13 protein-coding genes are annotated in these 12572 nt (G+C 68.0%); 10 read left to right on the top strand and 3 right to left on the bottom strand.

What is annotated here, in order from left to right:
* Nucleotides 1–32: 32 nt before the first annotated feature.
* Nucleotides 33–596: a hypothetical protein gene (locus IEY26_RS04300; RefSeq protein WP_188976181.1), complete on the top strand. Its 564-nt coding sequence runs from the start codon at nucleotides 33–35 to the stop codon at nucleotides 594–596.
* Nucleotides 597–617: 21 nt separating this feature from the next.
* Here the strand turns inward: IEY26_RS04300 and sucD are convergent, their stop codons facing one another.
* Both sucD and sucC read right to left on the bottom strand, forming a co-directional pair.
* Nucleotides 618–1487, bottom strand: a complete 870-nt coding sequence (gene sucD, locus IEY26_RS04305; protein ID WP_188976183.1) for a succinate--CoA ligase subunit alpha — start codon at nucleotides 1485–1487, stop codon at nucleotides 618–620.
* Nucleotides 1484–2626 (bottom strand): ADP-forming succinate--CoA ligase subunit beta, encoded by a 1143-nt coding sequence (gene sucC, locus IEY26_RS04310; protein WP_188976185.1) that lies wholly within the window; start codon nucleotides 2624–2626, stop codon nucleotides 1484–1486. The genes sucD and sucC overlap by 4 nt, the downstream gene beginning before the upstream one ends.
* A gap of 129 nt (nucleotides 2627–2755) precedes the next feature.
* Between sucC and IEY26_RS04315 the strand changes: the two genes are divergently transcribed.
* A complete protein-coding gene (locus IEY26_RS04315) occupies nucleotides 2756–3130 on the top strand; it encodes a hypothetical protein (RefSeq protein ID WP_188976187.1) in 375 nt (124 codons plus the stop codon).
* 87 nt (nucleotides 3131–3217) lie between these two features.
* Nucleotides 3218–4174 carry an NADPH:quinone reductase gene (locus IEY26_RS04320; protein ID WP_188976189.1) on the top strand — a complete coding sequence of 319 codons (957 nt, stop codon included), beginning with the start codon at nucleotides 3218–3220 and terminating at the stop codon, nucleotides 4172–4174.
* Between the two features lie 4 nt (nucleotides 4175–4178).
* Here the strand turns inward: IEY26_RS04320 and IEY26_RS04325 are convergent, their stop codons facing one another.
* Nucleotides 4179–4409: a hypothetical protein gene (locus IEY26_RS04325; RefSeq protein ID WP_188976191.1), complete on the bottom strand. Its 231-nt coding sequence runs from the start codon at nucleotides 4407–4409 to the stop codon at nucleotides 4179–4181.
* A 236-nt stretch (nucleotides 4410–4645) separates the two neighbouring features.
* Here IEY26_RS04325 and IEY26_RS04330 point away from each other — a divergent pair, with 236 nt between their 5' ends.
* The 7 genes from IEY26_RS04330 (at nucleotide 4646) to IEY26_RS04360 (ending at nucleotide 12550) form a co-directional block, all read left to right on the top strand.
* The gene (locus IEY26_RS04330) at nucleotides 4646–5998 is read left to right on the top strand and encodes a sodium-dependent transporter (protein ID WP_188976193.1); all 1353 of its coding nucleotides are present in this window, start codon (nucleotides 4646–4648) and stop codon (nucleotides 5996–5998) included.
* 147 nt (nucleotides 5999–6145) lie between these two features.
* Nucleotides 6146–7582 carry a sodium-dependent transporter gene (locus tag IEY26_RS04335; protein ID WP_188976195.1) on the top strand — a complete coding sequence of 479 codons (1437 nt, stop codon included), beginning with the start codon at nucleotides 6146–6148 and terminating at the stop codon, nucleotides 7580–7582.
* A gap of 99 nt (nucleotides 7583–7681) precedes the next feature.
* Entirely contained in the window at nucleotides 7682–9226 is a 1545-nt protein-coding gene (locus IEY26_RS04340; RefSeq protein ID WP_188977108.1) for an acyl-CoA carboxylase subunit beta, read from the top strand.
* Entirely contained in the window at nucleotides 9227–9472 is a 246-nt protein-coding gene (locus IEY26_RS04345) for an acc operon protein (protein WP_188976197.1), read from the top strand. It begins immediately after the preceding gene.
* Nucleotides 9473–9593: 121 nt separating this feature from the next.
* Nucleotides 9594–9788: a cold-shock protein gene (locus tag IEY26_RS04350; protein ID WP_188976199.1), complete on the top strand. Its 195-nt coding sequence runs from the start codon at nucleotides 9594–9596 to the stop codon at nucleotides 9786–9788.
* Between the two features lie 236 nt (nucleotides 9789–10024).
* Nucleotides 10025–11824 (top strand): acetyl-CoA carboxylase biotin carboxylase subunit, encoded by a 1800-nt coding sequence (locus IEY26_RS04355; protein WP_188976201.1) that lies wholly within the window; start codon nucleotides 10025–10027, stop codon nucleotides 11822–11824.
* 147 nt (nucleotides 11825–11971) lie between these two features.
* Entirely contained in the window at nucleotides 11972–12550 is a 579-nt protein-coding gene (locus tag IEY26_RS04360; RefSeq protein ID WP_188976202.1) for a DUF7504 family protein, read from the top strand.
* Nucleotides 12551–12572 lie beyond the last annotated feature (22 nt).

Genomic DNA, 12572 nt, shown 5'->3' on the forward strand with positions numbered 1-12572 from the left:
GGACGTTTATACTTCGAGCGCTAGGGGTGGGTATGGAGGATGGGGATTCACGGTCGCGGCTGCGGCGACGCGGCTTCCTCGCGGCGCTCGGCGCGGCGTCCCTCGCGGGCTGTAACGCCGTGAGCGACGGCGAGCCCGACGAGCCCGACGAGGGCGCGACGGCGAGTGAGAGCGCGAGCGACGAAACGTCGACGCCGACGCCCGTCGGCTACGGCGGCACGACACTCGCGCCGACCACGTCGACGTCCACCGGGGCGTCGAACGAGACCACAGCCCCCGGAACGACGCCACCGACGGCGACGACGACCGCCCCGGACTCGTCAAACGGTGGGGCGACCAGCGACGAGACCACGACCGAGACCCCGGAGAACAGCGAGTCGGCGACTGGGAGCGGTGGGTCGACAGGCAGCGCTGGCGGCGGGTCGACACGAAGCGGTAGTGGATCGACAGGCGGGAGCGGTGATGGGTCGACGGGCGGTAGCAGTAGTGGGTCGACGGGCGGCGGTGGGTTCGGGAGCGCGCCGACGACGTCGAACGATTCGTCGGACTACGGGCGGCAGGGCTACGGCGAGCACGGCTACGGCGGCGTTCGATAAAGAGAGAAGGCGTCGGCGGAGTTAGAGGAGGTCTTCGACGTGCTCGGCGACTTCCTCGGGGGTATCTCCCACAGGAACGCCGGCGTCGTTGAGGGCGTTGATTTTGGATTCCGCGGTGCCCGTGCCGCTGCCGGAGACGATTGCGCCGGCGTGCCCCATGCGTTTTCCGGGGGGCGCGGTGCGGCCGGCGATGAAGCCGACGACGGGCGTATCCATGTGCTCCGCGATGTACGCGGCGGCTTCTTCCTCGTCCTCGCCGCCGATTTCACCGCACATGGCGATGACGTCGGTCTCGGGGTCGTTCTCGAACTCTTCGAGAGCGTCGATGAACGAGGTGCCGATGATGGGGTCGCCGCCGATGCCGATGGCGGTGGTCTGGCCGATGCCGCGCTCGGTGAGGGAGTCGACGACCTGGTAGGTGAGGGTGCCAGAGCGGGAGACGAGGCCGACGTTCCCCTCGGAGAAGATATTACCGGGTAAAATGCCGAGTTTGGCTTCCCCGGGCGTGATAATCCCCGGACAGTTCGGGCCCTGGAGGCGCGTGTCGACCTCGGACAGGCGCTTGTTGACCTTGGCCATGTCCTGCGTCGGGATGCCCTCGGTGATGGCGACGACGAGGTCGAGGTCCGTGTCGAGGGCCTCGAAGATGGCGTCGGCGGCGAACGCCGGCGGGACGAAGACGACGGAGGCGTCCGCGTCCTCTTCCTCGACGGCCTCGTCGACGGTGTCGTAGACGGGGACGCCGCTGACTTCCTGACCGCCCTTCCCGGGCGAGGTACCGGCGACCACGTTGGTGCCGTACTCGATCATCTGTTCGGTGTGGAACTTCCCTTCGCCGCCAGTGATGCCCTGGACGACGACGCGGGTGTCTTCGTCTACGAGAATGCTCATTGTTCGTCCTCCGCGTATTCGACGGCGCGCTGCACAGCGCCTTCGAGGGTTTCTTCGACCGTGACCAGTTCGTCGTTGAGGATTTCGCGGCCTTCGACGGCGTTCGTGCCGGCGAGGCGGACGACGACGGGTTTGGGAATCTCGTCGAACTGTTCGAGGGCGGTGTTGATGCCCTTCGCGACTTCGTCGCCGCGGGTGATGCCGCCGAAGATGTTGAAGACGACGGAGTCGACGTTCTCGTCGGAGAAGACCATGTCGAGGGCGTTCGTGACGCGTTCGGCTTTCGCGCCGCCGCCGATGTCGAGGAAGTTCGCGGGCTTCCCGCCGTAGTAGTCGACGAGGTCGAGCGTCGTCATGACGAGCCCCGCGCCGTTCCCGATGATGCCGACGTTGCCGTCGAGGCGGACGTAGTCGAAGCCGTACTCGTTGGCTTTGGCTTCGAGGTCGTTCTCGGCGGCCTCGGTCTCGTACTCGGCGAACTCGGGGTGGCGGAAGAGCGCGTCCTCGTCGATGTTGAGGACGGCGTCGGCCGCGATGATCTCGTCGTCCGTCGTGACCATGAGCGGGTTGATCTCGGCGTCGCTCGCGTCCGAGTCCTCCCAGATGTCGTAGAGCGTCGTGAGGACGCTGGAGACGCCGCGGGCGAGCTCCTTCGGCACGCCGGCGTCGTAGACGACCTTCCGCGCCTGATAGGGATGCATCCCGAACGCGGGGTCGATGTGCTCGCGGGCGATCGCGTCGGGGTTCTCCTCGGCGACCTCCTCGATGTTCACGCCACCCTGCGTGGACACCATGGCGACGGGCTTGCCCTCGCCGCGGTCCATCGTGACCCCGACGTAGAGCTCGTTCTTGAAGTCGACAGCGCCCTCGACGAGGACCTTATCGACCTGGTAGCCCTTGAGGTCCATGCCGAGGATGGATTCGGCGGCGTCGCGCGCCTCCTCCTCGTCCTCGGCGAGTTTGATGCCGCCGGCCTTCCCGCGGCCGCCGACGTGGACCTGTGCTTTCACCGCAACCGGATACCCGATGCGCTCCGCCTGCTCGACGACCTCGTCGACCGTGGTCGCGAGCGCAGACGGCGGCGTCGGGATGTCCGCCTCGGCGAAAACATCCTTCGCCTGGAATTCGTGAAGCCTCATGCGTTCGATGGTCCAACCCGTCCGCGCATAAAACCGTCCATTTGGGTATGTGGTGACGCGCCCCGCTCACAGGGCCCGCGACACCCGTGACACCAAGAACTATCACGTCCGGATTTTACAGTTGTCTTGATGTCACGACTACTCAAGACGTCCGGCTTCCTCGGACTGACCGTACAGATGCTGTGGGGGATGGGGAACGTCGTCTACCTCATGGGGAGCCCGCCGGCCTTCTGGGCCGAGTGGGTCGGCGCGCACGCGCACTTCGGCGTCCTCGGCATCCTCGCCGTCGCCACCGGCTTCGCCGTCGACCACTTCGAGACCAGCGGCACCCGCCGGACGGTCGTCGTCTACGGCTTCGTCCTCGGTCAGTGGCTCCTCCCCGCCACCCTCGTCGCCCAGGGCGTCACCGGCATGCACCAGATCGGCATCCTCGAATTCGTCTGGGGTCTCTGCCTCCTCGCCGCCATGGCCGTCATGACGCTCGAAGCCTGGAACAAGGGCTGATCCGCCGCTACTCGCGCGTGTCGACGAATCGCCTCGCGGCCGGACGTGCCGCCTACACTTATCCGCGCCGCGGCCGACGGTTCGGGTATGCGCGCAGTCCGCTATCACGAGCACGGTGGTCCCGAGGTCCTGCAGGTCGACGACGTGCCGACGCCGGAGCCCGGTCCGGGCGAGGTGCGAATCGCCGTCGAAGCGGCGGGCGTGAACCCCGTCGACACCTACTTCCGCGAGGGCGCGTACGCTCCGCCGGCGCTCCCGATGATTCCCGGGAGCGACGTCGCGGGCGTCGTCGACGCCGTCGGCGACGACGCCACCCGCTTCGAGCCCGGTGACCGCGTCTTCGGCACCGGCCTCGGGAACGACCGGCAGGGGACGTACGCGGAGGAAGTCCTCGCGCCCGAGGACCGCCTCGCCGCGCTCCCCGACGGCGTCTCCTTCGTCGAGGGCGCGGCCGTCGCGCTCGTCGGCGTCACCGCGTGGCGCGCGCTCTTCGACCACGGCGACCTGAACCCGGCCGAGACCTGCCTCGTCCACGGCGGGAGCGGCGGCGTCGGCCACGTCGCCGTCCAGCTCGCGGACGCCGCGGGCGCACGCGTAACGACAACAGCGAGCGAGGCGTACCACCGCCGCCTGCCCGAGTTCGGCGCGAACGCGATCCTCGACTACGCGCGCGACGACCTCGCGGAAGCCGTCGTCGACGCCGGGAACCCCGACGTCGTCCTCGACCACAAGCTCGACCACTACCTCCAGTTCGACGCGGACGTCGCCGCCGAGGGCGCGCGCGTCGTCGGTATCGGCGAGGACGACCCCGCCGTCGGCTTCGACGCCGTCGGCGCGGCGCGCTCGAAGGACGTCGAATTCCACTTCATGAGCATGTACAACACGCCGGACTTCGCGGGCGTGCTAGAGTCGCTCGCCACGCTGATGGCGGACGGCCTGCTCGTCCCCGACGTCCACGACACCTACGCGCTCGACGAGGCCGCCGACGCCCAGCGCGACGTCCTCGACGCGTCCTTCTTCGGGAAGCTCGTCGTCGACGTCTAACGCCTCAGTCTTCGAGCGCCGCGGCGATGCGCTCGGCGGCGACCGCGATGCGAAGGAGGAAGTAGAGCGCGAGCGCGACGGCGGCGAACTCGGCGAGCGCGAGCAAACCACCGACGACGCCGGCGAGAGAGACGTTGAGGAGCGGTGCGACGAAGAGGACGGTGACGACGACGCCGATTGCGAGAACGAGCGCGTCCCCACTGAACAGCCGGGACGGGTCGAATGTGGCGGGCATACTCGATGCGTGACGGGCGCGCGGCTTAAGCGGTTCGCGCGGACGGGACGCGGTGTCGCGTTCGCCGACGAACGAGACGCGTGGGCGTCGGGAACGAGTTGCGACCGTGGTTCCGTGACGGCGACTCTCTCGTTCCCATCGGATATCTGTCTGTTCTGTATGCGTGTCGAGAATGTGTGACGGAGCAGCAATCCGTGTGGCTTATTGCGGGGGGCCGACCAGTGACGTGACACGCTATGTCAACACGAGAAACCTGGACGACGCGCGCGGGGTTCATCTTCGCCGCGGTCGGCAGCGCCGTGGGGTTAGGCAACATCTGGTCGTTCCCCTTCCAGACGGCCTCCAACGGTGGGGCGGCGTTCCTCGTCGTCTACCTCCTCGCCGTCTTCCTCATCGGTTTCCCGACGATGCTCGCCGAGTTCGTCATCGGCCGGCGCTCCGAGCAGAACGCCATCTCCGCCTTCGAGCGACTCGGCTTCAGTAACTGGACGTTCACCGGCGCGCTCGGCGTCTTCGCCGCCTTCGTCACGCTCGCCTTCTACAGCGTCGTCGGCGGCTGGGTGCTCCGCTACATCGTCGGCAGCCTCACCGGCGCGTACTTCGGTGACACCGCCGGCTACTTCGCCGCCATCTCCGCCGGCCCCGGCGCAATCGTCACGCACGCCGCGTTCATGGCGATCACAATCGGCATCGTCGCGTTCGGCGTCGCCGACGGCATCGAGCGCGCGACCAAGTTCATGATTCCCGCCATCATCGTCCTCCTCATCGGTCTCGCCGGCTGGGGCGCGACGCTCTCCGGCGCTGGCGCGGGCTACAGCTACTACCTCTCCCCGGACGTCGACGTCATCCTCAGCAACTTCGGCTCCATCGTCCCGTCCGCCATGGGACAGGCCTTCTTCACGCTCTCCCTCGGGTTCGGCGTGATGATCGCGTACGCCTCCTACCTCGGTAGCGACGACAGCCTCCCCGGCGACAGCGCCATCATCGTCGTCCTCAACACCGTCGTCGCGCTCCTCGCCGGCTTCGCCGTCTTCCCCGTCCTCTTCTCCACGCTCGAGGACCCGACGACGACCTCCGGCGGCATGGGTACGGCGTTCACCGCGCTCGCCGGCGCGTTCGGCCAGCTCCCCGCCGGCCAAGTGTTAGGATTCGTCTTCTTCGTCGTCCTCCTCTTCGCCGCGCTCTCCAGCTCCATCAGCCTCCTCGAAGCCCCCACCTCGTACGTCGTCGACACCTACGACTACGACCGCTGGAAGATCGCCGTCGGCGTCGGCGTCGTCACCTTCGTCGTCGGCGTCCCCTCCACCTTCGGCATCACCTGGCTCGCCTTCTACAACGACCTCGTCTTCAACGTCCTCCTCCCCGTCGCCGTCTTCCTCATCGCCGTCTTCGTCGGCTGGGTGGCTGACGCGGAAGCGTTCGATGAACTCGGCCGCGGCAGCGTCGTCGGCGACGTCCCCGGCACCGCGCCCCTCACCACCATCTGGCTCTGGTGGGTGCGCGTCGTCGTCCCCATCGTCGTCCTCTACACGCTCTACCTCGGCGTGACCTCCCTCTACACCGGTCTCACCACCGGCGGCTACTTCTAGCGCCGACGAATCGTAACTTCAACCCGATTTCAGCCGACCGTTTTGAACCCGAAAGACGGCGCAACGGCCATCAACGACCGTGAGATTTGTGTTTTGACGGTTCGTTAGTCGAAATCCTCTTTACCGCCTACTCGCTACGAGGGGTCAATGACAACACGTGGCTCGTGGGGGACACGCCTCGGGTTCATCCTCGCCGCCGTCGGCAGCGCCGTCGGGCTAGGCAATCTCTGGCGATTCCCCTGGATGGCCGCCGACAACGGCGGCAGCGCCTTCCTCGTCGTGTACCTCGCCGTCATCGTCCTCGTCGGCGTCCCCGGCCTCCTCGCGGAACTCGTCATCGGCCGGCGAAGCAACCGAAGCCCCGTCGGCGCGCTCGTCTCACTCGCCGACTCCGACCGCTGGCGCGCCCCCGGCCTCCTCGCCGTCGGAACCGCTGTCCTCCTCCTCTCCTTCTACGCCGTCGTCGGCGGCTGGACGCTCCGCTACTTCCTCACCTCGGCGACCGGCGCGTACTTCGCCGAACCCGGCGCGTACTTCTCGGGCGCGAGCAGCGGCCTCGACGCCTTCGCGTTCGCGCTCGCCTTCCTCGCGCTCACCGGATTCGTCGTCTACCGCGGCGTCGACGCCGGCATCGAACGCGCCTCGAAAGTGATGATGCCCGCCATCCTCGTCCTCCTCGTCGCGCTCGCCGCGTGGGCGCTCACCCTCCCCGGCGCGGGCGCTGGCGTCTCCTTCTACCTCGCCTTCGACCTCGCCACTCTCCGCGCGAACGCCTTCGACATCCTGCCCGCCGCCGCCGGCCAGGCGCTCTTCACGCTCTCCCTCGGCTGCGGCACGATGCTCACCTACGCCTCCTACCTCTCCGAGGACCGCTCGCTCCCCGCGGACGCCACCGCCATCGCCGTCCTCAACACGCTCGTCGGCGTCCTCGCCGGCCTCGTCGTCTTCCCCCTCCTCTTCGCGCTCGGCGACGGCGCGGGCGCTGGCGGCCCCGGTGCCGTCTTCGTCTCCATCGCCGCCGCCTTCGCGACCCTCCCCTACGGCCAGGTGTTAGGAGTCGTCTTCTTCGGCGTCGTCCTCCTCGCCGCCCTCTCCAGCTCCATCAGCATGCTCGAAATCCCCGTCGCCTACCTCGTGGAGGAGCGCGAGCACTCGCGGCACACCGCCGTCGCGGGCCTCCTCAGCCTCTTCGCCGTCACGAGCGGGGTCTGCGCGTTCTTCCCCGCGATATTCGCCTTCGTCTCCGGCACCCTCGTCGACCTCCTCCTCACGACTGGCCTCGTCGGCTTCCTCCTCTTCGTCGGCTGGGTCCTCGGGAAGGACGCCGTCGACGAGTTCCGCACCGGCGCGGGCGACTTCGCCGGCCGCCTCGCCACCCCGTGGCTCTACGCCGTCGCCGTCGTCCTCCCCGTCTTCCTCCTCTTCACCCTCGTCACCGGCGTCCTCGGCGCGCTCGGCGTCACCGTCGCCGACGTCGCGCTCGGCGGCGTCACCGTCTCCGGCACGACCCAGCTCGTCGGCGTCGCCGTCCTCCTCGCCCTCACCGCCTACGCGACCCTCCGCCGGCCCGGCTCCGCCGTCTGACCCCGCGCTATCGACGCGCGTCGAACCCCGATTTCTCGCGGCTCGCCGTCTCGCAACCCTTTTGCACGCCGTGGCTGAAGCCACGAGTAACAGATGACGATGGAAGAGCGCATCGAGGAGTTACGCGAACGCGTCGAACGCGCCGAGCTCGGCGGGGGCGAGGCGCGCATCGAATCCCAGCACGACAAGGGGAAGATGACCGCGCGCGAACGCGTCGACTACTTCCTCGACGACGACACCTTCAACGAGTTCGACAAGCTCCGCACGCACCGCTCGCACAACTTCGGGATGGAAGAAGAACAGATCCCCGGCGACGGCGTCGTCACCGGCTACGGCGAAGTGAACGGCCGCACCGTCTTCGTCTTCGCCCACGACTTCACCGTCTTCGGCGGCTCGCTCGGCGAGGTCTTCGCCGAGAAAGTCTGTAAGGTCATGGACCGCGCGATGGAGGTCGGCGCGCCCGTCGTCGGCCTGAACGACTCGGCAGGCGCGCGCATCCAGGAGGGCGTCTCCAGCCTCGCCGGCTACGCCGACATCTTCACCCGCAACGAGAAGGCTTCTGGCGTTATCCCCCAGATCTCCGCCATTATGGGGCCCTGCGCGGGCGGCGCGGTCTACTCGCCCGCCATCACCGACTTCATCTTCATGGTGAAGGACACGAGCCACATGTTCATCACCGGCCCCGACGTCATCGAGACCGTCACCGGCGAGCAGGTCGGCTTCGAGGAGCTCGGCGGCGCGACCACGCACGCCAGCGAATCCGGCGTCGCGCACTTCGCCTGCGAGAACGAAGAGGCCGCACTCGACCAGATTCGGCGACTCCTCTCCTACCTCCCGCAGAACAACGTCGAAGACCCACCCCGCGTGGAGCCCTGGGACGACCCCGAGCGCCGCGACGAAGAGCTCACCTCTATCGTCCCCGACCAGCCCCGGAAGCCCTACGACATGACGAGCGTCATCGACTCCGTCGTCGACGAGGGCTCGTTCTTCGAAGTCCAAGAGCAGTACGCGCCGAACATCGTCGTCGGGTTCGCGCGCCTCGACGGCCGCTCCGTGGGCATCGTCGCGAACCAGCCGCGCGTGAACGCGGGCACGCTCGACATCGAGGCGTCCGAGAAGGCGAGCCGGTTCGTCCGCCACTGCGACTCGTTCAACGTCCCCATCCTCACCTTCGTCGACGTCCCCGGCTTCATGCCCGGCACCGACCAGGAGCACGGCGGCATCATCCGGCACGGCGCGAAACTCCTCTACGCCTACAGCGAGGCGAGCGTCCCCCTCCTCACCGTTATCACCCGGAAGGCCTACGGCGGCGCGTACGACGTCATGGCCTCTAAACACCTCGGCGCGGACGTCAACTACGCGTGGCCGTCCGCCGAAATCGCCGTCATGGGCCCGAAGGGTGCGGTGAACGTCCTCTACCGGAAGGAGCTCGCGAACGCCGACGACCCCGACGAACTCCGCGAGGAACTCATCGACGAATACCGCGAGGAGTTCGCGAACCCATATACTGCTGCTGACCGCGGCTACCTCGACGCCGTCATCGAACCGCAGGACACCCGCCCCCGGCTCGTCTCCGACCTCGAGATGCTCGCGTCCAAACGCGAGGAGGGCCCGTCGAAGAAACACGGCAACATCCCCCTCTAAATGCGCCTCGACATCCCCGAGGACGCCGACGTCGAGGAGGCCGCCGCGATCACGGCCGCCGTCGGCCAACACCTCACGGACGTCGCCGCCGCAGCCGCCGCGGCGGAATCGACCGAGGAGACCTGGCAGGGCGAGAAGTGGCGGTTCGCCGGCCGCCTCGACGCCCTCGGCGAGGAACCGAAACGCGTCCCCGACGGCGCGCCCACCGACGCCTGGACCGCCGCCGGCCGCATCGACCGGCTCTAACCCACTCGCGACACCTCTCCTCGCCCCGCGACGCTCCCACCGCACCCCACTCCACCCCGGTCGCCGTGGGACGCCGACTCACGGAAGGGTTATCAGTGGCCCCCGCATACGAGGAGTTGCAATGGCAAGCGGTAAGGTCGACTTCTTCAACGACACTGGCGGTTACGGCTTCATCTCCACCGAGGACGCAGACGACGACGTTTTCTTCCACATGGAAGACATCGGCGGACCCGACCTCGAAGAGGGACAGGAAGTAGAGTTCGAAATCGAGGACGCTCCCAAGGGTCCCCGCGCGAAAAACCTCGAGCGCCTCTAAGGCGCTCTCGCCGCCACACGGCGGCACTCGAAACGCAGATTTTTAGCGAAACTACCCGACGAGCGACACGCTCGCCGAACCCACACACAACTCACGACCGGCGACGCCGACGCACGCGACTGGTGACGTCGACGACGGATAGCGGAGCCGCTCCCGAGTTCCGAGTCGCCACCGACCAGAGGGAGGGGGCGACTCGGAACCGACACTCTCAGTAGGGCGGTGTAAGAATTGCAGGTATGTTCGAGAAGGTTCTCGTCGCGAACCGGGGAGAAATCGCCGTGCGCGTGATGCGCGCGTGCGAGGACCTCGGGATCGACACCGTCGCGGTTTACAGTGACGCGGACAAGCACGCGGGCCACGTGCGGTACGCGGACGAAGCGTACAACGTCGGGCCGGCGCGCGCCGCGGACTCCTACCTCGACCAGGAGGCCATCGTGGACGCCGCGTTACAGGCCGGTGCGGACGCTATTCACCCGGGCTACGGTTTCTTAGCGGAGAACGCCGACTTCGCGGCGCTCGTCGAGGAGACGGAGGGCGTGACGTGGGTCGGGCCGGCGTCGGAGTCGATGGAGACGCTCGGCGAGAAGACGAAGGCGCGGAAGGTGATGGACGCCGCGGACGTCCCCATCGTGCCGGGGACGACGGACCCGGTCGAGACGGCCGAGGAAGTCCGCGCGTTCGGCGAGGAGCACGGCTACCCCATCGCCATCAAGGCGGAGGGCGGCGGCGGCGGCCGCGGGATGAAGATCGTGGAGAGCGAGGAGGAAGCGGAAGACCAGCTCGCGTCCGCGAAGCGCGAGGGCGAGGCGTACTTCGACAACGACTCGGTCTACCTCGAACGCTACCTCGAGGACCCGAAGCACATCGAGGTGCAGATCATCGCGGACGAGCACGGGAACGTCCGCCACCTCGGCGAGCGCGACTGCAGCCTGCAGCGCCGCCACCAGAAGGTCATCGAGGAGGGGCCGTCGCCGACGCTCTCCGACGACGTGCGCGCGGACATCGGCGAGGCCGCTCGGCGCGGCGTCGGCGAGGCCGACTACGTGAACGCCGGCACGGTCGAGTTCCTCGTGTCCGAGGGCCAGTTCTACTTCCTCGAAGTGAACACGCGGATTCAGGTCGAGCACACGGTCACCGAGGAGATTACGGGTATCGACATCGTGAAGCACCAGCTCCGGGTGGCTGCCGGCGAGGAACTCGACTTCTCGCAGGACGAGGTAGCGATCGAGGGGCACGCGATGGAGTTCCGTATCAACGCGGAGAACGCGTCGAAGTCGTTCGCGCCGGCGACCGGGACGCTGGACGTCTACGACCCGCCGGGCGGCATCGGCGTGCGGATGGACGACGCGCTCCGGCAGGGCGACGAAATCAACGGCGAGTACGACTCGATGATTGCGAAGCTCGTCGTGTACGGGAAGAACCGTGAGGAGTGCATCGCGCGGTCGAAGCGCGCGCTCGCGGAGTTCGAAATCGACGGCTTAGTTACGGTTATCCCGTTCCACCGCTTGATGCTGGAGGACGAGACGTTCGTCGACGGCGAGCACACGACGAAGTACCTCGACGAGGACTTCGACAAGAGCCGGCTCGTGGACGCCCAGGAGCAGTGGGGGCCGGAGCACGACTCCTCGGAGAGCGAGGAGGAAGAGCGCGTCGAGCGTGAGTTCACGGTCGAGGTGAACGGGAAGCGCTTCGACGTGAGTCTGGAGGACGTCGGCGGCGCGGCGCTGGCGGCTCCGGCGTCGGGGTCGAGCGGGCGCGCGGAGCGCCCCGAGTCGGCGCAGTCGAGCGGGAGCGAGGCGGAGACGCCGGTCGTCGAAGGGGACGGCGAGACGGTGGAGGCGGACATGCAGGGGACGATTCTCTCCGTTGACGTCGCGGCGGGCGACGAGGTCGCGGCGGGCGACGTCCTCCTCGTGCTGGAGGCGATGAAGATGGAGAACGACGTGGTCGCGAGCCACGGCGGCACGGTCTCGCAGGTGCTCGTCTCGGAGGGCGAGAGCGTCGACATGGGTGACGTCCTCGTCGTCATCGAGTAACTCCGATTCTTCTCGTTCTATAGACATTTTCTGTCGTCCGAGCGTCAGACGTCCGTCTTCATGCGATTTCACCCGGCCGCCACCCTTTTTTGCAACAATGATGTTCTCAGAAATAAGAATGAAGATGGATGGGCGACCTATCGACGCATGACGGGGGGTGACCACCGGTCGTTCGTCACGCGCCTCGACGCACTCAAGACGGACGGGTGTTCACTCCTCGTCTCCGGGGACGTCTCCTCGTACGCGGGACACGCGGCGACGCGGCGGCTCATGGGCGCGCCGACCGAATCGCGCCGACGCGTCCTCGTCCTCGGCGGTGACGTCCCGGCCGGCCACTGCCTCCCCGGCGGCGTCGCCCCGACCGACGACCACGTCGCCGTCGTCGACGACGGGCCCGACACCGCCGACCCGACCGACGTCGCCGCCGACGTCAGCGACGCCGTCACCGCCCTCGAACCCGACGCCGGCTACGACCCCGGCCAGCTTCGCGTCGGCGTCGTCACCACCGACCGCGGCGGCGACGTCGACGTCGTCGCGCGCACCGCCCGCTCCGTCGGCGACCGCGTCCGCGACGCGAACGGCATGGGCCACTGCCGCCTCCACGTCGCCAGCGACGACGCCCACGCCGTCGCCGGCGGCTTCGACGCCCACCTCGAACTCCGCGAAACCCCGCACGTCCAGCAGCGCTGGCACCTCGACGAACCCACCCGCTGGTTCGACCTCTAACCTCTCACGTCAGCCACCAGCC

Source organism: Halocalculus aciditolerans (genome assembly GCF_014647475.1).
In the GTDB taxonomy this organism is placed as follows: Archaea; Halobacteriota; Halobacteria; order Halobacteriales; family Halobacteriaceae; genus Halocalculus; species Halocalculus aciditolerans.